Annotated in this window: 15 protein-coding genes and 4 pseudogenes; 16 read left to right on the top strand and 3 right to left on the bottom strand. The window is 62.1% G+C overall.

All coding sequences use genetic code 11. The features are described from left to right. Position 1 precedes the first annotated feature (1 nt). The gene (locus tag AC0V2S_RS13735; protein WP_475510228.1) at positions 2 to 664 is read right to left on the bottom strand and encodes a hypothetical protein; all 663 of its coding nucleotides are present in this window, start codon (positions 662 to 664) and stop codon (positions 2 to 4) included. A gap of 112 nt (positions 665 to 776) precedes the next feature. Beyond that, the gene (locus AC0V2S_RS13740; RefSeq protein WP_475510229.1) at positions 777 to 2,576 is read right to left on the bottom strand and encodes a cation:proton antiporter; all 1,800 of its coding nucleotides are present in this window, start codon (positions 2,574 to 2,576) and stop codon (positions 777 to 779) included. Between the two features lie 84 nt (positions 2,577 to 2,660). Between AC0V2S_RS13740 and xerD the strand changes: the two genes are divergently transcribed. The 4 genes from xerD (at position 2,661) to thrC (ending at position 7,353) form a co-directional block, all read left to right on the top strand. Further along, positions 2,661 to 3,557, top strand: a complete 897-nt coding sequence (gene xerD, locus AC0V2S_RS13745; protein WP_475510230.1) for a site-specific tyrosine recombinase XerD — start codon at positions 2,661 to 2,663, stop codon at positions 3,555 to 3,557. A 109-nt stretch (positions 3,558 to 3,666) separates the two neighbouring features. After that, a complete protein-coding gene (dsbC, locus tag AC0V2S_RS13750; RefSeq protein ID WP_475510231.1) occupies positions 3,667 to 4,395 on the top strand; it encodes a bifunctional protein-disulfide isomerase/oxidoreductase DsbC in 729 nt (242 codons plus the stop codon). A 233-nt stretch (positions 4,396 to 4,628) separates the two neighbouring features. Continuing rightward, a complete protein-coding gene (locus AC0V2S_RS13755) occupies positions 4,629 to 5,933 on the top strand; it encodes a homoserine dehydrogenase (RefSeq protein WP_475510232.1) in 1,305 nt (434 codons plus the stop codon). 10 nt (positions 5,934 to 5,943) lie between these two features. Beyond that, positions 5,944 to 7,353, top strand: coding sequence for a threonine synthase (thrC, locus tag AC0V2S_RS13760; RefSeq protein ID WP_475510233.1), 1,410 nt, complete (start codon positions 5,944 to 5,946; stop codon positions 7,351 to 7,353). Positions 7,354 to 7,405: 52 nt separating this feature from the next. Here the strand turns inward: thrC and AC0V2S_RS13765 are convergent, their stop codons facing one another. Next, a complete protein-coding gene (locus tag AC0V2S_RS13765; protein WP_475510234.1) occupies positions 7,406 to 9,430 on the bottom strand; it encodes an autotransporter domain-containing protein in 2,025 nt (674 codons plus the stop codon). 542 nt (positions 9,431 to 9,972) lie between these two features. On the opposite strand from AC0V2S_RS13765, the gene AC0V2S_RS13770 reads away from it, so the two are divergent. The 12 genes and pseudogenes from AC0V2S_RS13770 (at position 9,973) to lysS (ending at position 22,596) form a co-directional block, all read left to right on the top strand. Then, on the top strand, positions 9,973 to 10,224 hold the full coding sequence (locus tag AC0V2S_RS13770; protein ID WP_475510235.1) for a DUF3077 domain-containing protein: 252 nt from the start codon (positions 9,973 to 9,975) through the stop codon (positions 10,222 to 10,224). 312 nt (positions 10,225 to 10,536) lie between these two features. Continuing rightward, a pseudogene (locus AC0V2S_RS13775) lies at positions 10,537 to 10,977 on the top strand (MCP four helix bundle domain-containing protein); the annotation flags it as partial. A gap of 69 nt (positions 10,978 to 11,046) precedes the next feature. After that, a pseudogene (locus AC0V2S_RS13780) lies at positions 11,047 to 12,114 on the top strand (methyl-accepting chemotaxis protein); the annotation flags it as partial. A gap of 8 nt (positions 12,115 to 12,122) precedes the next feature. Further along, a complete protein-coding gene (locus AC0V2S_RS13785; RefSeq protein WP_475510236.1) occupies positions 12,123 to 12,626 on the top strand; it encodes a chemotaxis protein CheW in 504 nt (167 codons plus the stop codon). Further along, positions 12,623 to 13,849: a CheR family methyltransferase gene (locus AC0V2S_RS13790; RefSeq protein WP_475510237.1), complete on the top strand. Its 1,227-nt coding sequence runs from the start codon at positions 12,623 to 12,625 to the stop codon at positions 13,847 to 13,849. Before AC0V2S_RS13785 ends, AC0V2S_RS13790 begins: the two co-directional genes overlap by 4 nt. 5 nt (positions 13,850 to 13,854) lie before the next feature. Continuing rightward, positions 13,855 to 14,538, top strand: a complete 684-nt coding sequence (locus AC0V2S_RS13795) for a chemotaxis protein CheW (protein WP_475510238.1) — start codon at positions 13,855 to 13,857, stop codon at positions 14,536 to 14,538. Further along, positions 14,535 to 16,798: pseudogene (locus AC0V2S_RS13800) on the top strand (response regulator). Before AC0V2S_RS13795 ends, AC0V2S_RS13800 begins: the two are co-directional and overlap by 4 nt. Beyond that, the gene (cheB, locus tag AC0V2S_RS13805) at positions 16,799 to 17,806 is read left to right on the top strand and encodes a chemotaxis-specific protein-glutamate methyltransferase CheB (RefSeq protein WP_475510239.1); all 1,008 of its coding nucleotides are present in this window, start codon (positions 16,799 to 16,801) and stop codon (positions 17,804 to 17,806) included. Positions 17,807 to 17,869: 63 nt separating this feature from the next. Beyond that, positions 17,870 to 18,822 (top strand): annotated as a pseudogene (locus AC0V2S_RS13810) (diguanylate cyclase domain-containing protein). Positions 18,823 to 19,013: 191 nt separating this feature from the next. Continuing rightward, a complete protein-coding gene (locus tag AC0V2S_RS13815) occupies positions 19,014 to 19,709 on the top strand; it encodes a tellurite resistance TerB family protein (protein ID WP_475510240.1) in 696 nt (231 codons plus the stop codon). Positions 19,710 to 19,939: 230 nt separating this feature from the next. Further along, positions 19,940 to 21,035 (top strand): peptide chain release factor 2 gene (gene prfB, locus AC0V2S_RS13820; protein ID WP_475510241.1). Its coding sequence is split into 2 segments (ribosomal slippage): positions 19,940 to 20,011 and positions 20,013 to 21,035, totalling 1,095 coding nucleotides; the frame shifts between segments, so codons are not numbered across the junction. Positions 21,036 to 21,093: 58 nt separating this feature from the next. After that, on the top strand, positions 21,094 to 22,596 hold the full coding sequence (lysS, locus tag AC0V2S_RS13825; protein WP_475510242.1) for a lysine--tRNA ligase: 1,503 nt from the start codon (positions 21,094 to 21,096) through the stop codon (positions 22,594 to 22,596). Positions 22,597 to 22,690: the final 94 nt, after the last annotated feature.

Genomic DNA, 22,690 nt, shown 5'->3' on the forward strand with positions numbered 1-22,690 from the left:
CTTAAGGCCGCATGCTGATTCGCAGGGACGCTTGCGACAGGTCGATGTCTTGGAGCGTCACACTCCCCATACTCTGCCCCGCACCACCCCCCGCCACCCGTACATTGTCGAAACGCAGCTCACCAATCGAACTCGGCAAGCGCACATTCACGCTGCCGTCGGCATTGAGCACCGAGGTCAATTTGCTGGTGTCGTAACGCACATCCTTCATCGACGTTTCCGCATCCAGGCTGTTCAGCACCGGCATCACCAACTTCGCCAACTTGGCTGCCGTGCCGACGCCATCGCCGGCTTCGGCCTGCAGAAACAACCCCTGCAACACGTCATCCAAGCCTTGCGCGCTAACGTTGCTCATCTCCGAGTCATTCAGCGGCTGCAAGGTGCGGCTAAGGCTGCTCGGCGCCGGGCGATGCAAATCCGCACTCGCCATCTGAAACGGACTAAGCAGCGCCGCCACCAGCGTGGCAGCCACCCGCAAACTGCTTTGTTTTTTCAGCGCCTTGCTGAGTTGCCGCTCAGAGACCAGCCCCTGCTCGATGAGGATTTCCCCCAAGCGCTTGTGGCTGCTGGTTTGCAATTGGATGGCTTGAGCGAGTTGGTCGGGGCTGATCAGTCCTTTGTTCAGCAGAATTTGACCGAGGCGGGAGTTGTGTTGAGTGGCCATGGGGACGTCCGGCAGCAGTAGTGGCGTGATGAAATCATGGCTGCCGAAAGCCGGACTGTCACCCACCCAAAGATAGGGTGACTCCGGCATTTTCACGCCAGCCGTCGGACGTCTATTCCACCTGCGGGTCGATCATGGCCACCAGCACCCAACCGGCCAGCGGCTGCAGGTTTTGCGCCGGGGTGGCGACGTGCACGTGGTGATTGTTATCCCGGGCGAATAGAAGCAGCGCGCGGTCGCCATGCAGCTCCTGGTAGTCGTGCCAGGTAAAGCCGCTGGTAAGGGTGGTGTGGTAAATCTCGGCGCCCTTGTTCAGCTTGTTGGCGAGCTTGGTATAGGTGAGCCCTTCAGTGGCGAACACGCTGCCACGGTGCTCATTGCTGGCGCGGTGTTTGTCGCTGCGTTTGTTCTCCAGGCCGCTGGCCACGGCATACAGATTCTGCCGGTGAAACTCATGGCGAAAGCGCATGCACGCCAGGGTGTTCAATTCGCCGGCGGGGGAGAGCGCCAGTAGAAAGCCGAGGCCCACTTGGTCCAGATGCGCCTCAGCGTGCTGCGAAGCCGGGTTGCCGAAGTAGGTCGGCAGGTTGTCCATCCGCGCTGCGCTGACGTTTTCCCAGCTCGAATCCGCCAGCAATACCCGGCTACCCAGCTGCTGCAACGCCTTGCCGATGGCCCGCGCCAAGGGGTGCGCGCCGACAATCAGAAACCCATTAGGCGCCGGCTCCGCCACCTTCAGCAGGCGCGCCAGCGGCCGAGCCGTGGCGCTTTGCAACACCACGGTGCCGATGATCACGGCGAACGTCAGCGGCACCAACAGCTCGGCGCCCTGATGGCCCGCTTCGCTCAGACGGATAGCAAAAATCGCCGAGACCGCCGCCGCCACAATCCCGCGCGGGGCAATCCACGCGAGCAGCGCACGCTCACGCCAGCTCAGGTGCGAGCGGTAGGTGGAAATCGCCACGTTCAACGGGCGGGCAATAAACTGAATCACCACCAACAGCAGAATCACCGCCGGCCCGAAAGCGATCAGCGCATGCAAATCCAGGCGCGCGGCCAGCAGAATGAACAGGCCGGAAATCAGCAGTACGCTGAGGTTTTCCTTGAAGTGCAGAATCTCCTTAACATCCACGCCCTTCATATTCGCCAGCACCATGCCCATCACCGTCACCGCCAGCAGGCCGGACTCGTTCATCAGTTCGTTGGAGGTGATAAACACGCCGAGAACCGCGGCCAGCGAAGCGAAGTTCTGCAGGTATTCCGGCAACCAATGCCGGCGCAACACCTGGCCAAACAGCCAGCCGCCGGCGAAGCCAAGCAGCACGCCGCAGAGAATCACCCCGGAAAACGTGCCCGAACCGCTGAGCAAGCCACTGCCGTCCTTGCTGATGATGTAGCTGAACACCACCACCGCCAGCAGCGCGCCAATCGGGTCGATCACAATGCCTTCCCAACGCAGGATGTTGGCGATCGACGCCTTGGGCCTTACCACCCGCAGCATCGGCACGATCACCGTCGGGCCGGTGACCAGGGTCAGCGTGCCGAACAGCACCGCCAGGTTCCACTCCAGACCCAGCAGGTAATGGCTGGTGACCGCAATCACCACCCAGGTCGACAGCGCGCCGATGGTCACCAGGCGGCGCACCACCGTGCCGATTTCCTTCCACTCGCTAAAACGCAGGGTCAGGCTGCCCTCGAACAGAATCAGCGACACCGACAGCGACACCAACGGCATCAGCATCGGCCCGAACAGCGCCTGTGGGTCCAGCCAGCCCAGCACCGGGCCGGCCAGAATGCCGCTCAGCAACAAAAACAGAATGGCCGGTAAACGCAGGCGCCAGGCCAGCCATTGGCACGCGAGGGCGGCGGCACCGATGCCGCCGAGGGCCAGCAGAATATGTTGCTCAGTCATCCTTTTTCCTTGGCAGTTAGCCTGTGATGCAAGGCGAGGCTGTGAAAGACTAGCGCGCTCCCGCGCCTCAGACCCAATCAATTTATGCCGGTTCTTGACCACCCTCTCATTGATCAATTTCTCGACGCCCTGTGGATGGAAAAGGGCCTGTCCGAACACTCACGCTCGGCTTATCGCAGCGACCTCGCGCACTTCAACGGCTGGCTGCAGGAGCGCGGCTTGAGCCTGCCCGATATCGGCCGCGACGTGCTGCTCGACCACCTGGCCTGGCGCCTGAATGAAAAATACGTAGCCCGTTCCACCGCGCGTTTTCTCTCCGCCGTGCGTGGCTTTTACCGCTACCTGCTGCGCGAAAACCTGATCGCCGTCGATCCCACGCTGCAAGTGGATATGCCGCAGTTAGGCCGGCCGCTGCCCAAAAGCCTCTCCGAAGCCGACGTGGAAGCGCTATTGGCTGCACCGGAAACCACCGAGCCCATCGGCCTGCGCGACCGCGCCATGCTCGAAGTGCTTTACGCCTGCGGCCTGCGGGTGACCGAGCTGATCAGCCTGACCCTGGAGCAGGTCAACCTGCGCCAGGGCGTGCTGCGGGTGTTCGGCAAAGGCAGCAAGGAGCGCCTGGTGCCCATGGGCGAGGAAGCGATTGTGTGGATCGAGCGCTATGTGCGCGAAGCCCGCCCGCAGTTGCTCGAAGGGCGGCCTAGCGACGTGCTGTTCCCCAGCAACCGAGGCGAGCAGATGACCCGGCAAACTTTCTGGTACCGCATCAAACACCACGCCAAGGTGGCCGGCGTCAGCAAGGCGCTGTCGCCGCACACCCTGCGCCACGCCTTTGCCACCCATCTGCTCAACCACGGTGCCGACCTGCGCGTGGTGCAGATGCTGCTCGGCCACAGCGACCTGTCCACCACCCAGATCTACACCCACATCGCCCGCGCCCGCCTGCAAGAACTGCACGCCCGCCATCACCCGCGCGGCTAGTTCGACAAACAGCCTGTAGCACCTTCCGACCCGCTGCGGTCGGCCTGGGCCGGGCTTGTATGGTAGGCTTCGCCCTCGCTGTTTTAGCCGCGTTTGTCAGGAGTATCCAATGCGCGCCACCCGAATTATTGCCGCTGCCCTTATCGCCCTGAGCAGCTGCGTTGCCTGGGCCGATGCGCCCGATCAGGCCATCCGCAAAACCCTCGAAAACCTGCAAATGGACGTGCCCATCGAGAGCATCGCCGCCAGCCCGCTCAATGGCCTGTACGAAGTGCGCATGCAAGGCGGCCGTGTGCTTTACGCCAGCGCCGACGGCAAGTACGTGATGCAGGGCTACCTGTTTGAAGTGAACGACGGCAAGCCGGTCAACCTCACTGAAAAAGCCGAAAGCGAAGGCATCGCCAAAACCATCAACGCCATCCCGACCAGCGAAATGGTCATCTACCCGGCGGTCGGCGAAGCCAAAACCCATATCACCGTGTTCACCGACACCACCTGCCCGTACTGCCACAAACTGCACGGCGAAATCGCCGAGCTGAACCGTCGCGGTGTGGAAGTACGCTACCTGGCCTTCCCGCGTCAGGGCCTGGGCTCTGAGGGTGACCAGCAGTTGCAGGCCGTGTGGTGCTCCACCGACCGTAAAAAGGCCATGGACCAGATGGTCGAGGGCAAAGACATCAAAGCCGCCAAATGCGATAACCCGGTGCACAAGCAGTTCGCCCTGGGCCAATCCATCGGCGTAAACGGCACACCGGCCATCGTATTGGCCGACGGCAAACTCATTCCCGGTTATCAGCCGGCGCCGCAAGTTGCTGCTTTGGCGCTCAAAGCCAAGTGAAAACTACTGCGCTCGGTTAGGCGGCGTTAAAAACAGACTCACAATGCTCATTGGCTACAGCCAACTCCGCTTGTTCCTCTGTTTTTGCCTTGCCTACCCTTCGCTGGCTACGTTTTCTCGGGACTTCGGGCCTGATTGACTAATACCGAGCCGCTTCGTAAGGTGCGGCTCTTTTATATTCACGGCCCGCGCAGAGCGGGCCGTTTCATGCAGCAAGATCTGGGGAGTTCAGGGTGAAACCGGTCAAAGTAGGCATCTGTGGGCTGGGTACCGTCGGTGGCGGTACGTTCAATGTGCTCAAGCGCAACGCCGAGGAAATTGCCCGGCGCGCAGGGCGTGGCATCGAAGTGGCGCAAATTGCGCTGCGCTCGCAGAACCCTCAGTGCGACATTACCGGTATTGCCACCACGAACGATGTGTTCGCCGTGGCCACCAACCCAGAAATCGACATCGTCATCGAGCTGATCGGCGGCTACACCATCGCCCATGAGCTGGTGCTCAAAGCCATTGAAAACGGCAAGCACGTGGTCACCGCCAACAAGGCGCTGATTGCCGTGCACGGCAACGAAATTTTCGCCAAGGCCCGCGAAAAAGGCGTGATCGTCGCGTTTGAAGCGGCTGTCGCCGGCGGCATCCCCGTGATCAAAGCCATCCGTGAAGGCCTGGCCGCCAACCGCATCAACTGGCTGGCCGGCATCATCAACGGCACCGGCAACTTTATCCTCAGCGAAATGCGCGAAAAGGGCCGCACCTTCCCCGACGTGCTCGCCGAAGCCCAGGCGCTGGGTTACGCCGAAGCAGACCCAACCTTCGACGTTGAAGGCATCGACGCCGCCCACAAGCTGACCATTCTGGCCTCCATCGCCTTTGGTATTCCGCTGCAGTTCGACAAGGCCTACACCGAGGGCATCACCAAGCTGACCACCGCCGACGTCAACTACGCCGAAGCGCTGGGCTACCGCATCAAACACCTGGGCGTGGCGCGCAGCACCGCGACTGGTATCGAACTGCGTGTGCACCCGACCCTGATTCCAGCCGACCGCCTGATCGCCAACGTCAATGGCGTGATGAACGCCGTGATGGTCAACGGCGACGCTGCCGGCAGCACCCTGTTTTACGGCGCCGGCGCCGGCATGGAACCGACCGCGTCGTCGGTCATCGCCGACCTGGTCGACGTGGTGCGTGCCTTGACCACCGACCCTGAAAACCGCGTGCCGCACCTGGCCTTCCAGCCCGACGCGCTGTCCACCCACCCGATTCTGCCGATCGAAGCCTGCGAGAGCGCCTACTACCTGCGCATTCAGGCCAAAGATCACCCCGGCGTGCTGGCCCAGGTGGCGGCCATCCTGTCGGAGCGCGGCATCAATATCGAATCGATCATGCAACAGGAAGTCGAAGAACAAGACGGCCTGGTGCCCATGATTCTGGTCACTCACCGCGTAGTAGAACAACGCATGAACGACGCCATCGCCGCCCTCGAGGCCTTGAGCGATGTAGTGGGCAGTGTCGTGCGTATCCGCGTTGAGCAACTGAGCTGAGGACTTTTTTATGCGTTACATCAGTACCCGCGGCCAAGCGCCTGCGCTGAATTTCGAAGACGTGTTGCTGGCCGGCTTGGCCAGCGACGGCGGCCTGTACGTGCCGGAAAACCTGCCACGCTTCACCCAGGAAGAAATCGCCTCGTGGGCCGGCCTGCCGTACCACGAGCTGGCCTTCCGCGTGATGCGCCCGTTCGTCACCGGCAGCATTCCGGATGCCGACTTCAAAAAGATTCTCGAAGAAACCTACGGCGTGTTCGCCCATAGCGCCGTGGCGCCGCTGCGTCAGTTGAACGGCAACGAATGGGTGCTTGAACTGTTCCACGGCCCGACCCTGGCGTTCAAAGACTTCGCCCTGCAACTGCTTGGCCGTCTGCTCGACTACGTGTTGGCCAAGCGCAATGAGCGCGTGGTGATTATCGGCGCCACCTCCGGCGACACCGGCTCGGCCGCCATCGAAGGCTGCAAGGCCTGCGACAACGTCGACATCTTTATCCTGCACCCGCACAACCGCGTGTCCGAAGTGCAGCGCCGGCAGATGACCACCATCCTCGGTGAGAACATCCACAACATCGCCGTGGAAGGTAACTTCGACGACTGCCAGGAAATGGTCAAAGACAGCTTCGCCGACCAGAGCTTCCTCAAAGGCACCCGCCTGGTAGCCGTTAACTCGATCAACTGGGCGCGGATCATGGCCCAGATCGTTTACTACTTCCACGCGGCCCTGCAGCTCGGCGGCCCGGCGCGCTCCATCGCGTTCTCGGTGCCCACCGGCAACTTCGGCGATATTTTCGCCGGCTACCTGGCACGCAACATGGGCCTGCCGATCAGCCAGTTGATCGTCGCCACCAACCGCAACGACATCCTGCACCGCTTTATGAGCGGCAATCAGTATGTGAAAGACACCCTGCACCCGACCCTGTCGCCGTCGATGGACATCATGGTGTCGTCCAACTTCGAACGCCTGCTGTTCGACCTCCATGGTCGCAACGGCGCCGCCATCAACGACCTGATGGCCACCTTCAAAAAAGGCGGCGGTTTCAGCGTCGACCAAGACCGCTGGACCGAAGCGCGCAAGCTCTTCGATTCGCTCGCCGTAACCGACGAAGAAACCTGCGAAACCATCGCCCAGGTGTATGCCGAAAGCGGCGAACTGCTCGACCCGCACACCGCCATTGGCGTTAAAGCCGCGCGCGAATGCCGCCGCAGCCTGAGCACACCGATGGTGATTCTGGGCACCGCCCACCCGGTGAAATTCCCCGAAGCGGTGGAAAAGGCTGGCGTCGGCAAAGGCCCGATTTTGCCGCCGCACTTGCAAGATCTGTTCGACCGTGATGAGCGGCTGACCGTCTTGCCAAACGACATCAAGGCCATGCAAGCCTTCGTGAGCCAGCACGGCAATCGCGGCAAGCCGTTGTAAGCGGTAACGGCAATAAAAAAGGCCAGCCCACGTGAGTGGAGCTGGCCTTTTTTTATGGCTGGGTTCGGTTAAAACGCGTAGCGGTATTGCACCCCAACCCCATCACCGGCCGCTGCCCTTCATAGGTCGAAGTGGCCATTTGCACGCCGCCACCCACGGTGGAGTTGGCGTTGATGGCATGGCTATAGCCGACCGAAGCGGTTGGCACGGCGCGACGTTTGTTCAGGTTGCTGTCGATGGTGAAGTGGCTCAGGCCTGGCACGGTGGAGCTGGCTTCCAGCGGCACGGTGTCTTCCTGCAACACCGTGTCCAGCGCCAAGCTCATATGCAGGGTGCCTTTTGGGGTAACTGGCGTGGCGCTGCGCACGGCCAGGGTGGCGTAGGTTTCGTTGCTGCTGCTGCTGTTAATGGTGAGCGGGAAGGCGACGTTGCGCTCGGTGAAGCCGTCTTGCTGGCTGCGTACGTGGGTTAGCGCCACTTCCGGCGTAACCAGCGAGGTGCCGACTTGCAAACCGTAGTTACCGGCTACGCGAAGGGCGGTGGTATTCAGGTCGAACTCGCCGCGCGCGCGTTGCACGTCGTTCAGGCCGGTGCCGCGCTCCAGGCGGTTGGTGCTGTCGCCGCTGGCGACGCTGGCGTTGGCGCCCCAGCCCAGGTTGTTGGAGTTTTGTTGGAAGGCGGCCCATAGGCCGAGGGAAAACGCTTTTTCTTGCTCGGCGCTTTGTACTTTCAGATCGGCTTTGCCGACACCCAGGTTGGCGCCGACCGAGAACTGCTCATTCAGGCGCAGGCCGGCCGCGAATTGGCCGGTGGTTTGTGTGCCGCTGGTGTCGGCTTCGCCGGTGTAGGTGTTGGTATCGGCGCCCAGGCACCAGGTTTGCGCGGCGCCGGGTAGGCATTGCTGTTGAGTGATATCGCGCAGTCGGCGGGTTTGGCTGCTGATGAGGTGGTTGACGGTGACGGCGCTGCGAATGACGGAGGTTTGCAGGTAGGCCAGGTCTTGCATGATGCCGTCTGGTCCGACAGTGTGCGTGGTCCAGATAAACGCCCGATTGCCGCTGTTGCCGACGATTGTGTTGCCGTCGTCGCTGACGCCGGTGGCAAAACTATCGGTTTGGCCCGCTAAAACGCCGAGGTTGATCATGCCGGTGGCATCGGTCCAGCGGAAAGCGCGGCGGAGATTGTCGGCTTGTTGAGCTAAGCCCACCACGACTGAGCCATCCGCGTTAACGTCGGCTGCCGTGCTTACTGCGCCGCCGAGTGTCCCTAGGTCCTGCATGCCGCCAGATGCCGTCCACCGAAATGCATGGCTATCTCCTACTCCGTTGTGGCTATTACCCACGATCACCGAGCCATCACGGTTGGCCGCATATGCGTCGCCAAAAGGACCTCCTAAGGAGCCTAGATTGGTCATTCCGCTTGCAGCGTCCCAGCGGAACGGTTTATTTCCGCTCGTGCCCACCACAACGGCGCCATCGCCGCTGACGCCGTGGGCAAAAGAATAAAATGAGCCCTGCTGCAAGGTCCCCAAATCTTGCATTCCTGCCGACGTCCAACGAAATGCTCCTGAAAGGTTATTTGCTCCCTTAGAGGTGCCCACTACCACACTGCCATCGTCGCTGATCCCGGTGGCCATGCTGCTCAATGTGTAACCCGCCAGCGTGCCCAGATTGGCAAAGCCAGTGGCTTTACTCCATCGATAGGCTCGAAGGTCGGTGCTTCCGGGCGCAAACGCTGCCGAGCCTACGAGATAGGTGGCGTCCTCGTTTGCTCTGGCGATGCTGACGCTGCCCACGTTGCCGAAATTACCCAGGCTGTTAAATCCGTTATTGGCGTTCCAGGAAAAAAACTTGCGCCCCGAACCATCATCCACGACGCCCACTACGGTGCCGTTGCCGCTAACGGCCTGTGAAGAAATATCTCCGGTGTTTCCGGGGAGATCGCCGAAATCCAACATCACCGCCGCCGCCGGCTGTGCGGTTAGCAGGGCAGCGGTTGAAAGCAAGGTAAAGGGAATAAAGCGGGTTCGAGCGAGGGCAATACTGAGGGTGGAGCGCAGAAAGGGGAGCGATTTCATAGTGAGTGACCTGCCGGTAAAAAGTGAACGGCAAGCTTCGGCAATGCGGTGTAGGGGTGGCTGTCATTCGCTTCGCGCGGGTGGTGGGGAAAGTGGCTTGATTGTTTGTAGGGTTTTTCTCGCGCGGCGGACGTGATGAGGGAGGGGAGTGAAGGGGAATAGCGTTGGCGTGCTTTTTCCTACGCGCTATTCTCGCCGCGTGCGCCTTGTTACCTACGGGAGTCTCGGCTGGAGCTGGCTTGTCAGGATTTTCGTCTGGCGGGCATAGTTTGCCCCGTCGCTGAAATGGTTCAGTGACGGGGTTTGACGGCCCATAGGTTTAAGGCACCCAGCCTCCATCTGTTATGGCGGCTGTACGCGGGGCATCTCCGGATGCGCCGGGTTTGGCTGCCTATACCGGTCCGTCAACCCGCGTATAGCTGCCACCTCTCGTTTGACGGCGAAGGTAAGTAGCTACCCAACGTTGTACTTAATAGGTAGCCAAATATGACTTATCCAAACACCCTAACCCCCCATCCACCCGTGAGCCTGGAGGTGCTTTCATGAGCGCCGTCACCCAATCCCATGGTTTCTGCATGCCCGATGGCAAACCTTTATTCGCAGTAAAGAGCGGCATACCCGTGGCGGATGCATTGGAGCAGGCCAGCATTCTGCTGAGCTCGCTCACCCGGCTGATGCTCGAAGAGCGCCTCACCGGGGACGAGCGCAACGCGGCGCAGTACCTGCTGGAAATGACCCACGCCCTGGTGAAAGCCTGCCTGGCGGGCCTCTGGGAAACCGAGAAGGCCTCGTAGCCGGCCGTTGACGGCTCGCGCCCCCGGCCACGCTTACGGCCAACCTTCCCCGTAGGCGCAACCGGGGGCGCGAACCCTGCAAGCCCCCGCTCCAAGCCAACGTATCACCCGAACTGCCCCCTTTAAGTCGTTGATTCACTTACCCGCTGCTACGCTTTGTTTGCTTGCGCCTGTGTAGGGCGCGTCTTACAGTCGCTGGCATTGGCGCGCCACCTGCCGCCGTCAGCGTGAGCCGTGCGTTTGCACCGTTCATATGGGGAGTGAAGTGTGAAGAACTGGACCCTGCGCCAGCGCATTCTGGCGAGTTTTGCGGTGATTATCGCGATCATCATTCTGATGATTGCCGTGGCCTATTCACGCTTGGTCACCATCGAGGCGGGCGCCAAAAGCGTGGCGAACGATTCCATGCCCGGCGTGTATTTCAGCTCCTATATCCGCAGCTCCTGGGTCGACAGTTTTATTCTCGCCCAGCAGGTGGTCGGGCTTTCCGATGAGCAGGTGATTCCGCCGGCGGTGCTCGCCGAATTCAACACCAACGATGAAAAGCTGATGGCCCGGGTAGCCGAGTACCAGAAGTCGATTTTCGACGCTGAAGACAAAGCCCATCTGGACGCTTTCCTGGTGCAGCGCGAGGCGTTCAACAAGCTGCTTTCCGAGGTGCTCGGCCAGTTCCAGCAAGGCCAGCCGCTGGTGGCGCGCAAAATTCTCAACGAACAGCTGCGCCCGGTGTGGGCCAAGGGCCGCGAGCAGTTGCTGGCCATGGTGCAGTTCAATAAAGACCGCGCCGATGTGGCCACCACCAATATCACTTCGCAGGCTGCCGGGGCCAAAGTCAGCATGGTGCTGTCCCTGCTATTGGTGATTGCCGTGGCGTTGATCAGCGGCTTTGTGCTGATGCGCGCCATCATGGGCCCGCTGAATAACCTGGCGCAGATTCTTACGGTGATGCGCACCGGCAACCTCACCACGCGGTTTAATGATGTGCGTGCCGATGAGTTCGGGCCGGTGCAGAGCGGTTTTAATGCGATGGTCGATGACCTCACGGCGCTGGTGTCGCAGTCGCAGCGCTCGGCGGTGCAGGTCACCACCTCGGTCACCGAAATCGCCGCGACTTCCAAACAGCAGCAAGCCACCGCCACCGAAACCGCTGCCACCACTACGCAAATTGGCGCCACTTCGCGGGAAATTGCCGCCACCTCGCGTGACCTGGTGCGCACCATGGGCGAGGTGAGTTATTCCGCCGAGCAGGCCTCGCACCTGGCCGGCGCCGGGCAGCTGGGCTTGCAGCGTATGGAAGAAACCATGCGCCAGGTGATGGGCGCCGCCGAACTGGTGAACGCCAAGCTGGGCATTCTCAATGAGAAGGCCAGCAACATTAATCAGGTGGTGACCACCATCGTGAAGGTGGCGGACCAGACCAACCTGCTGTCGCTCAATGCCGCCATCGAGGCGGAAAAAGCCGGCGAGTATGGCCGCGGTTTCTCGGTGGTCGCCACTGAAGTGCGGCGCCTGGCTGACCAGACTGCCGTCGCTACCTACGACATCGAGCAGATGGTGCGCGAGATCCAGTCGGCGGTGTCGGCCGGGGTGATGGGCATGGACAAATTCTCCGAGCAGGTGCGCCGCGGCATGAGCGACGTGCAGGAAGTGGGCGAGCAGCTGTCGCAAACCATCGACCAGGTGCAGGCCCTGGCGCCGCGCGTGGTGGTGCTTAACGAGGGCATGCAGGCCCAGGCCACCGGCGCCGAGCAAATTACCCAGGCGCTCACCCAGCTCGGCGAGGCCACCGGGCAGACCGTGGAGTCGTTGCGCCAGGCCAGTTTTGCCATCGAGGAACTCAACCAAGTGGCCGGCAGCCTGCGCAGCGGCGTGTCGAGCTTCAAGGTCTGAAACCGCTTATGAACGCCGACTTGCAGCAGGCGCACGGGCACAAGGCGCCGCTGTACCTGCTGTTTTCCCTCGGCGTGGACCGCTATGCCCTGGCCGCGCGCGACGTGGTGGCGGTGTTGCCGCGTGTGCCGGTGAAAACCCTGCCTGGCGCGCCGGCGTGGGTGGCGGGCGTGTTTGCGTTTCGCGGCGAGCTGGTGCCAGTACTGGACCTTTGCCAACTTAGCCTCGGCAGCCCGGCCATCGCCCGCACCAGTACCCGCACGGTGTTGGTCAATTACCGCACCGCCGATGGCCGCAGCCGGCCGTTGGGCCTGGTGCTGGAACAGGCCAGTGACACGCTGCGCTGTGATGCCGACGCCTTTCGCGATTACGGCCTGACTAACCCGGCCTCGCCGTACCTCGGCCCCGTGGTGGAAACCGCCGCCGGCCTGGTGCAGCGCATCGCCATCGACCAACTGTTGCCGGAAGCGGCGCAGGCGCTGTTGTTCCCGGCCGAAGGGCTGCGCCTATGACCGTCGACCCGCGCTTCGAGCAGTTGCTCAAAGACAAGATCGGCCTGGACGCCATCACTGTCGGCGCTTCTGTAATTGAGCGCGCGGTGCAGCGTTGCATGGCCAGCGTGCCGGGGCGCGATCTCGAGACGTTCTGGCACGACGTGCGCCATTCGGACGCCGAGCTGCAGGCGCTGATCGAAGCGGTGATCGTGCCCGAGACCTGGTTTTTCCGTTACCCCGAATCCTTCGCCACCCTGGCCCGCCTGGCCACCCGCCGCGCCGCCGAGCTGGCCGGTACGCGCCCTCTGCGTTTATTGAGCCTGCCGTGTTCCACCGGCGAGGAGCCGTATTCGATTGCCATGTGCCTGCTGGATGCCGGCATGGCGGTGCAGGCGTTCAAGGTGGATGCGCTGGATATCAGCCCGCTGTCCATCGAGCGCGCCACCGAGGGCCGCTACGGGCGCAATTCGTTTCGCGGCGAAACCCTCAGTTTTCGTAACCGCTATTTCAGCGCCGAGGCCAATGGCTACCGAATTTATGAAGGCGTGCAAAAGCAGGTGCGTTTTCAGGCCGGCAACTTGCTGGAGTCTGGGCTGTTGGCCGGCGAGCAAGCCTACGATTTTGTGTTCTGCCGCAACCTGCTGATCTATTTCGATGTGCCGACTCAGGAGCAGGTGCTCGACGTGCTCAAGCGCCTGACTCGCGACGACGGCGTGCTGTTTATCGGCCCGGCCGAAGCCAGTCTGTTTACCCGGGTGGGCATGCAGTCGTTGGGTATTCCGTTGTCGTTTGCGTTTCGCCGGCAGGCCGTTGCGCCGGTTGCGGTGGCGCCCGTGGTGCGCCGTCCGCTGCCGGCGCCAACGCCGCGCCCGGTGGCCACGTTGCCGGTTAAGCCAGCGGTAAAAAAAGCGCCGGCCGTGGTGGATGACGGCGCCGAGCAGTTGGCGCAAATCGCGGCCTTGGCTAACCAGGGCCGCAGTGCAGAAGCCCGCCGACTCGGCGATGCGTTTCTGGCCAGTCACGGGCCATCGGCCGACGTTTTTTATTGGTTGGGGCTGTTGTGCGAAGTGGAAAACGATGCCGCCGGCGCCCAAGGTTTTTATCGCAAGGCCCTTTATCTGCAACCCCAACATCCGACTGCGCTGGCGCAACTGGCGGCCTTGCTCGCCGCCCAGGGCGACACGGCCGGCGCCCAGCGTTTGCAGGCGCGGGCGCAACGGGGAGCCGGGCGCAATGAGTAATCGCCATGAGTGAATTGAGCCTGAGCCAGCACGGCGGCGACTTTGATGTGGACGACTGCTGGAACCGCATCGGCGTGCGCGGTGACAAGAGCTGCCCCAAACTGCTGGAGCACGTGCACTGCCGCAATTGCGAGGTGTACGCCGCCGCCGCCACGCGCCTGCTGGACCGTTACAGCCTGAGCCAGGAGCACGTGGCGCTGTACGACCAGGACAAAGACACCCAACAGCAAATCACCCGCTCGATGATTGTGTTCCGCCTCGGGGATGAGTGGCTGGCCTTGGCGACCCGCACGCTGGTGGAAGTGTCGCCGCTGGCGCCGATTCATTCGTTGCCGCATCAGCGTTCGCGGGCGTTGTTGGGCGTGGCTAATGTGCGCGGCGCGCTGGTGCCGTGCGTGTCGCTGACTGAGCTGCTCGGCCTGGACCCAACAATCGCCAAAGCCAACGGCCGCATCGTGCCACGCTTGCTGATTCTCGCCGCCCAGGGCGGCAACGTGGTCGCGCCGGTGGATGAGGTGCTGGGCATTCAGGCGTTCCCCGAGAACGAATTGGACGCTGCCAGCGTCAGCCAGGCCGGCAACGCAGCAAGCGGCAAATTCACCCGTGGCGTATTTCAGTGGCAACAGCGCAGCGTGCGCTTGCTGGATGAAGACCTTCTTTTGCATGCCGTGATGCGGAGCCTGACATGACCCCGGATCAGATGCGCGATGCCTCGATGCTGGAGCTGTTCCAGCTGGAAGCCGAGGCCCAGGCCCAGGTGTTGAATGCCGGCTTGCTGGCGCTGGAGCGCAACCCGACCCAGGCCGATCAGTTGGAAGCGTGCATGCGCGCGGCGCACTCGCTCAAGGGGCGGCGCGGATTGTCGGCGTGGATGCCGGCGTGGGCATTGCCCATGTGATGGAAGACTGTTTGGTAAACGCGCAGAACGGCCAGTTGCGCCTGACACCGGACCATATCGACGCGCTGCTCAAAGGCACCGATTTATTGCTGCGGGTGGCCAAGCCGAATTCCGGCGTGACGCCGGCGGATGTCGCGGCCTTTGTCGATGAAATGGACATCATGAACCGTGGCGGCTTTATGGCTATGCAGGAAAGCCGCCTGGCCGCGCCGGAACCAGCGCTGGCTGAGCCCGTGGTGCAAGCGCCGAAGCCGGCGTCTGTTGAACCGGCCCCTGCGGTAGTCGAAGAGGCGCCGGTCGCCGATGCTGGCGGCGAACGCGTGCTGCGGGTAACCGCCGAGCGCTTGAATCGCCTGCTGGATTTGTCGAGTAAATCGCTGGTGGAGTCGCAGCGGCTCAAGCCGTTCCTCACTTCGATGCAGCGCATGAAACGCCTGCAGACCGGCGCCAGCCGCACCCTTAACGGCGTGCAGGACGCGCTGAACGAAGCCAATACCGACCCGCAAACCCTGGAGCTGCTCACTGAAGCGCGGCGCCTGGTGGATGAATGCCAGCAGTTGCTGACGCAGCAGGCGAGCGACTTGGATGAGTTCAGCTGGCAATCCGAGCAGCGCGCGCAGTTGCTGTATGACACGGCGTTGGCCTGTCGGCTGCGGCCGTTCAACGATGTGTTGCGTGGCCAGGAACGGATGATCCGCGACCTGGGCCGCTCCCTCGGTAAACAGGTGCGCCTGGAGGTGGAGGGCAAGAAAACCCAGGTCGACCGCGAGGTGCTGGAAAAGCTCGAAGCGCCGCTGGTGCACTTGCTGCGTAACGCGGTCGACCATGGCATCGAAAGCCCTGAAGCCCGCGAGCGCGCCGGCAAACCGGCCGAAGGGGTGATCAGCATCAAGGCCCGCCATCAGGCCGGTTTGCTGGTGCTGGAGTTGAGTGACGACGGCGCCGGTATCGACCTTGAGCGCCTCAGCCGGGCCATCGCCCAGCGGCAGTTATCCACAGCCGAAACCATTGCGCAGATGAGCGAGGAAGAGCTGCTGAGCTTTCTGTTCCTGCCCGGTTTCAGCATGCGCGACACGGTCACCGAGGTGTCGGGCCGTGGCGTGGGCCTGGACGTGGTGCAGCATATGGTTCGCCAGCTGCGCGGGGCCATCGAGCTGCGTCAGGTGGCGGGGCAGGGCGCGACGTTCCACCTGGAGGTGCCGCTGACTTTGTCGGTGGTGCGCAGCCTGGTGGTGATGATTGGCGGCGAGGCGTATGCGTTTCCGCTGGCGCAGATCGAACGCATGCTTGAGCTGGCGCCGGCCGATATCGTGCAGCTCGAAGGGCGGCAGCATTTTTGGCACGAAGGCCGGCATGTGGGCCTGGTGGCGGCGCATCAGTTGTTGCAGCGGCCCGAAGGCGAGCCCTCGGCTGGCGATATCCGCGTGGTGGTGATTCGTGAGCGCGACGCGGTGTATGGCGTGGCGGTGGAGCGGTTTATCGGCGAGCGCACATTGGTGGTGCTGCCGATTGATGCGCGGCTGGGCAAGGTGCAAGACATCTCCGCCGGCGCTCTGCTGGATGACGGCACGCCGGTGCTGATTCTGGATGTGGAAGACATGCTTCGCTCGGTGGAAAAACTGCTCAGCACCGGGCGCCTGGAGCGCATCGACCGTGGCCGGCAAGCTGGCGCGGTGGCACGCAAACGCATTCTGGTGGTGGACGATTCGCTCACGGTGCGCGAGTTGGAGCGCAAGTTGCTGCTGCAACGGGGCTACGACGTGGCCGTGGCGGTGGATGGCATGGATGGCTGGAACGCGCTGCGCGCCGAGCACTTTGATTTGCTGGTGAGCGACATCGACATGCCGCGCATGGACGGCATCGAGTTGGTCACCCTGATTCGCCGCGACAATCGGTTGCAGTCGTTGCCCATCATGGTGGTGTCGTACAAAGACCGTGAAGAAGACCGCCGCCGAGGCCTGGATGCCGGCGCCGATTATTACCTGGCCAAGGCCAGTTTCCATGACGAAGCGCTGCTGGATGCGGTCGTCGATCTGATTGGAGAGCCGTAGGTGAAGATCGCCATCGTCAACGATATGCCGCTGGCGGTAGAGGCGCTGCGCCGGGCGCTGGCGCTGGAGCCGGCGCACCAGGTTATCTGGGTGGCGGGCGACGGCGCCGAGGCGGTGGCCAAGTGCGCGGAAAACCGCCCGGATGTGGTGCTGATGGATTTGGTCATGCCGGTGATGGATGGTGTGGAAGCCACCCGGCAGATCATGGCCCGTACGCCGTGCGCGATTGTGGTGGTGACGGTGAATTCGCAGCAGAGCGTGAACCGCGTGTTCGAGGCCATGGGCCACGGCGCGGTGGATGTGGTGGACACCCCGGCGCTCGGCGTCGGCGACCCGCGCGAAGCCGCCGCGCCGCTGCTGCGCAAAATTCAGAATATTGGTTGGCTATTGGGCCAGCGCGAGAAAAGCCCGGCGGCCAGCGCCCGTAGCGGTGCCGCCAGTCAGCCGCGCAAGGCGTTGTTGGCCATTGGCGCCTCGGCGGGCGGGCCGGCGGCGCTGGAAGTGTTGCTCAAGGGCTTGCCGGCAAATTTTCCCGCCGCCGTGGTGCTGGTGCAGCATGTGGACCAGGTGTTTGCCGCCGGCATGGCCGAGTGGCTGTGCAGCGCCTCCAACATGCCGGTGCGCCTGGCGGTGGAGGGCGAGCAGCCGCAAGTGGGCAGCGTGCTGCTGGCCGGCACCAACAACCACCTGCGGCTGCTTAGAGATGGCACGCTGAGCTACACGGTAGAGCCGAGTGACCATATTTACAGGCCGTCGATTGATGTGTTTTTTGAAAGCGTCGCGCAGTATTGGCAAGGCGAGGCGATGGGGGTGCTGTTGACCGGCATGGGCCGCGACGGCGCCAATGGGTTGAAACTAATGCGCGGGCGCGGGTTTCATACCATTGCCCAAGACCAGCAGAGCTCGGCGGTATACGGCATGCCCAAGGCAGCCGCCGCCATTGATGCCGCGGTAGACATTTGCGCGTTGGACGCCATTGCGCCAGCGCTGTGCCGAAGATGGCCGTAATGCGACAGAACAACAATTTGTGATCGGGGTAGTGCCGCAGTGATTAACGACGAAAACGCCGTAATGGTGTTGTTGGTGGATGACCAGGCCATGATCGGCGAGGCCATCCGCCGTGCCCTGGCCAATGAGCCGAACATTGGCTACCACTTCTGCTCGGACCCCCATCAGGCGGTGGCGCAGGCCATTGCCATCAAACCCACGGTGATCATTCAGGACCTGGTGATGCCGGGCGTCGACGGCCTGTCGCTGGTGCGTGCTTACCGCGCCAACCCTGTGACGGCGGATATCCCGATTATCGTGCTGTCGACCAAGGACGACGGCATGGTCAAAAGCTCGGCCTTCGGTGCCGGTGCCAACGACTACCTGGTGAAGTTGCCCGAGCCGATCGAGCTGATTGCCCGTATTCGCTACCACTCGCGCTCGTTCCAGATGCAACTGCAACGCGACGAAGCCCACCGCGCTCTGCGCGAAAGTCAGCAGCAGTTGATGGAAACCAACCTGGTGCTGCAGCGGCTGATGAACTCTGACGGCCTGACCGGGCTGTCCAACCGTCGGCATTTCGACGAATACCTGGAAATGGAATGGCGCCGGGCGATGCGCGAGCAAAGCCAGCTGTCGTTGCTGATGATTGATGTGGATTATTTCAAGGCTTACAACGATAGCTTTGGCCACTTGAAAGGCGATGAAGCGTTGCACCAGGTGGCCGAGGCCATTCGTGGCGGCTGCAGCCGGCCATCGGACCTACCGGCCCGTTACGGTGGTGAGGAGTTTGCGATGGTGCTGCCGAGCACGTCGTCGGGCGGGGCGCGGCTGGTGGCGGAGAAAATTCGCCGCGCCGTGGAAGGCATGCACATTCCCCATACTTCGCCGGCCGAGGCTCGGTGCTGACCGTCAGCGTAGGCCTGGCGACCATGTTGCCGCAGCAGGGTGAGGAGCATCGGTTGCTGATTCAGAGCGCGGATCGGGCGTTGTATCAGGCGAAGAATGCGGGGCGTAATCAGGTGGGGATGTTGTGATCGGCTTTAGAGCCAATCGAGGCTGAAGCCTCTCCCACCCTGAGCGGTGATCGCATGTGGGAGAGGCTTCAGCCTCGATTCCTGGAAACCTCGGCTCCCGAAAAAGCAACATCCGCAAACACTCTTGTACAGGGCATCTCCGCCATTTGGTTCTAGTCTGCCGGTCGGTTTATTTATCGATTGGAGGCTGTATGAACACCCGTGGCTTACTCGACCAGTTGCTCAAATCCGGCCAGGACCTGCTGCAAAACAAAACCACCGGCGCCAAGCCGGGCAAGCCCGGCGGCCTGTTGGACGGCGCCAACCTCGGTAGCCTGCTCAGCGGCGCCGGTGGTGGTGCGCTGGCAGCCGGGGCCATGGGCCTGCTGCTGGGCAATAAAAGCGCACGCAAACTGGGCGGCAAAGCCCTGACCTACGGCGGCCTCGCTGCCTTGGGTGTAATCGCCTACAAGGCCTACGGCAACTGGCAGGCCAATCAGACCGCCGGCGCCGTGCCTGAACCACAAACCCTGGATCGCTTGCCGCCCGCCCAAGCCGAACTGCATAGCCAGGCCATTCTCAAAGCGCTGGTCGCGGCGGCCAAAGCCGACGGCCATGTGGATGCCCGCGAGCGGCAGCTGATTGAAGGCGAGTTCGTGAAGCTGAGCAACGATGCCGAGCTCAACCGCTGGCTGGACCTGGAGCTGAACAAACCGCTGGACCCCGCCGATGTGGCCCGCGCCGCCAGCACGCCGGAAATGGCCGCCGAGATGTACGTGGCCAGTGTGCTGATGGTGGATGAGGAGCACTTTATGGAGCGCGCCTATCTGGATGAGTTGGCCAAGCAGTTGAAGATTGAGCCGTCGTTGAAGGTGGAGTTGGAGAGCCAGGTGCGCCAGGCGCTTTAACGGCAACGGCCCCTCTCCCCAACCCTCTCCCGCACGCGGGAGAGGGGGCTGACCCAGTGAGGTCTTGGCTATTTCGCTGCTTAAGTTCCCCTCTCCCGCTTGCGGGAGAGGGGCTAGGGGAGAGGGCCGCAGCAAACGCCATTCCCCCCGATTACCGGCTGCAACCCTTGCAGCGACTGGGGTATACTCGCCGGCTTTTCGAAAGTTCAAGCCTGCGAGTGCTGCCCACCATGGAAATCAACCCGATCCTTAACAGCATCAAGGACCTCTCCGAACGTTCCGAGACCATTCGGGGGTATCTTTGACTACGATCACAAGAGTGATCGTCTGACCGAGGTCAACCGCGAGCTGGAAGACCCGGCCGTGTGGAACAACCCTGAATACGCCCAAAACCTGGGCCGCGAGCGCGCCGCCCTGGCGCTGATCGTCGAAACCCTCGACGAGATGAAAAGCGGCCTCAGCGATGCCCGCGATCTGCTGCAAATGGCAGCTGAAGAAGAAGACCAAGGCGCGGTTGACGATGTGTCCGCCGAAGTCGAGCGCCTGCGCGAGGCCCTGGAAAAACTCGAGTTCCGTCGCATGTTCAGCGGCGAGATGGACCCCAACAACGCCTACCTGGATATCCAGGCCGGTTCCGGCGGCACCGAAGCCCAGGACTGGGCCAACATCCTGCTGCGCATGTACCTGCGCTGGGCTGACAAGCGCGGCTTCGACGCCACCATCATGGAATTGTCGGCCGGTGAAGTGGCGGGCATCAAAGGCGCCACCGTGCATATCAAGGGCGAATACGCCTTTGGCTGGCTGCGTACCGAAATCGGTGTGCACCGTCTTGTGCGTAAAAGCCCGTTCGACTCCGGTAACCGTCGCCATACTTCGTTCTCGGCGGTATTCGTGTCGCCGGAAATCGATGACAACATCGAAATCGAGATCAACCCGGCAGACCTGCGCATTGACACCTATCGTTCATCCGGTGCCGGTGGTCAGCACGTAAACACCACCGACTCGGCCGTGCGTATTACCCACGTACCGACGAACACCGTGGTGAGCTGCCAGAACGAACGCTCGCAACACGCCAACAAAGACACCGCGATGAAAATGCTCCGCGCCCGCTTGTATGAGCAGGAAGTGCAGAAGCGCAACGCGGCGTCCCAGGCGCTGGAAGAAACCAAGTCGGATATCGGCTGGGGTCACCAGATTCGCTCGTACGTCCTCGATGCCTCGCGCATCAAGGATTTGCGTACCAGCATCGAGCGCAGTGACTGCGACAAGGTGCTCGATGGCGACATCGACGAATACCTGATCGCGAGCCTTAAGCAAGGGCTGTAAGTTCAGCCCCGATACGCGCCCCCGATGGGCACCGCAACGTAATGGAAACTGTGAAGACATGAGCGACCAAACTCCGGATCTGCAAGCGCTGCAACAGGAAGAAAACACCTTGATCGCCCTGCGCAAGGAAAAGCTTGCCGCAGCACGTGCCAAGGGTCAGGCCTTCCCCAACGACTTCCGCCGCGAAAACTACTGCGCTGATTTGCAGAAACAGTACGTGGACAAGACCAAGGAAGAGCTGGAAGCCGCTGCCATTCCGGTCAAGGTTGCCGGTCGCATCATGCTCAACCGTGGCGCGTTCATGGTTATCCAGGACATGAGCGGGCGCATTCAGGTGTACGTGAACCGCAAAACTCTGTCCGAAGAAAAACTGGCCGAGGTGAAAACCTGGGACCTGGGCGACATCATTGCCGCTGAAGGCACCCTGGCCCGTTCCGGCAAGGGCGACCTGTATGTGGAAATGACCGAGGTGCGCCTGCTGACCAAGTCGCTGCGCCCGCTGCCGGACAAGCACCACGGCCTGACCGACACTGAAACCCGCTACCGTCAGCGCTACGTCGACCTGATCGTCAACGAAGAAACCCGCCAGACCTTCCGCGTGCGTTCGCAAGTGATTGCGCACATTCGCAGCTTCCTGATGCAGCGCGATTTCCTTGAAGTGGAAACGCCGATGCTGCAGACCATCCCAGGTGGCGCCGCGGCCAAGCCGTTCGAGACGCACCACAACGCGCTGGACATGGGCATGTACCTGCGTATCGCGCCGGAGCTGTACCTCAAGCGTTTGGTGGTGGGTGGCTTCGAGCGTGTGTTCGAGATCAACCGCAACTTCCGTAACGAAGGCGTTTCGACCCGGCACAACCCCGAGTTCACCATGCTCGAGTTCTACCAGGCCTACGCTGACTACGAAGACAACATGGACCTCACCGAGGAACTGTTCCGCGAGTTGGCGCAGTTGGTGCTGGGCACTACCGACGTTCCGTATCAGGGCAAGGTGTTCCACTTCGGCGAGCCGTTTGCGCGCATGTCGGTGTTCGACTCGATCCTGCACTACAACCCCGACCTGACTGCTGCTGACCTGACCGATATCGACAAGGCCCGCGCCATCGCCAAGAAAGCCGGCGCCAAGGTGCTGGGCTTCGAAGGCCTGGGCAAGTTGCAGGTGATGATTTTCGAAGAGCTGGTTGAGCACAAGCTGGAGCAGCCGCACTTCATTACCCAGTACCCGTTCGAAGTCTCGCCGCTGGCCCGTCGTAACGACGAAGATCCAAGTGTCACCGACCGCTTCGAGCTCTTTATCGGTGGCCGTGAAATCGCCAACGCCTACTCGGAATTGAACGACGCCGAAGACCAGGCCGAGCGCTTCCAGGCCCAGGTGGCGGACAAGGACGCCGGCGACGACGAAGCCATGCACTACGACGCCGACTTCGTGCGCGCGTTGGAATACGGCATGCCGCCCACTGCCGGTGAAGGTATTGGTATCGACCGTTTGGTGATGTTGTTGACGGATGCGCCGTCTATTCGCGACGTGATTCTGTTCCCGCACATGCGCCCACAGGCCTAACGCTCACAGAAAGCCGCCTTCGGGCGGTTTTTTGTTACCGTTGGCTGCGCATTTATTTGTTGGAACCCGAGGAATCTATTCTGCCAGGGTGGCT

Source organism: Pseudomonas sp. CC11G (assembly GCF_056174845.1).

Coding starts and splice junctions, on each gene's coding strand:
- AC0V2S_RS13735 (WP_475510228.1), bottom strand. CDS start 664: ATGGCCACTCAACACAACTCCCGCCTCGGTCAAATTCTGCTGAACAAA.
- AC0V2S_RS13740 (WP_475510229.1), bottom strand. CDS start 2,576: ATGACTGAGCAACATATTCTGCTGGCCCTCGGCGGCATCGGTGCCGCC.
- xerD (WP_475510230.1), top strand. CDS start 2,661: ATGCCGGTTCTTGACCACCCTCTCATTGATCAATTTCTCGACGCCCTG.
- dsbC (WP_475510231.1), top strand. CDS start 3,667: ATGCGCGCCACCCGAATTATTGCCGCTGCCCTTATCGCCCTGAGCAGC.
- thrC (WP_475510233.1), top strand. CDS start 5,944: ATGCGTTACATCAGTACCCGCGGCCAAGCGCCTGCGCTGAATTTCGAA.
- AC0V2S_RS13765 (WP_475510234.1), bottom strand. CDS start 9,430: ATGAAATCGCTCCCCTTTCTGCGCTCCACCCTCAGTATTGCCCTCGCT.
- AC0V2S_RS13770 (WP_475510235.1), top strand. CDS start 9,973: ATGAGCGCCGTCACCCAATCCCATGGTTTCTGCATGCCCGATGGCAAA.
- AC0V2S_RS13785 (WP_475510236.1), top strand. CDS start 12,123: ATGAACGCCGACTTGCAGCAGGCGCACGGGCACAAGGCGCCGCTGTAC.
- AC0V2S_RS13790 (WP_475510237.1), top strand. CDS start 12,623: ATGACCGTCGACCCGCGCTTCGAGCAGTTGCTCAAAGACAAGATCGGC.
- AC0V2S_RS13795 (WP_475510238.1), top strand. CDS start 13,855: ATGAGTGAATTGAGCCTGAGCCAGCACGGCGGCGACTTTGATGTGGAC.
- AC0V2S_RS13815 (WP_475510240.1), top strand. CDS start 19,014: ATGAACACCCGTGGCTTACTCGACCAGTTGCTCAAATCCGGCCAGGAC.
- lysS (WP_475510242.1), top strand. CDS start 21,094: ATGAGCGACCAAACTCCGGATCTGCAAGCGCTGCAACAGGAAGAAAAC.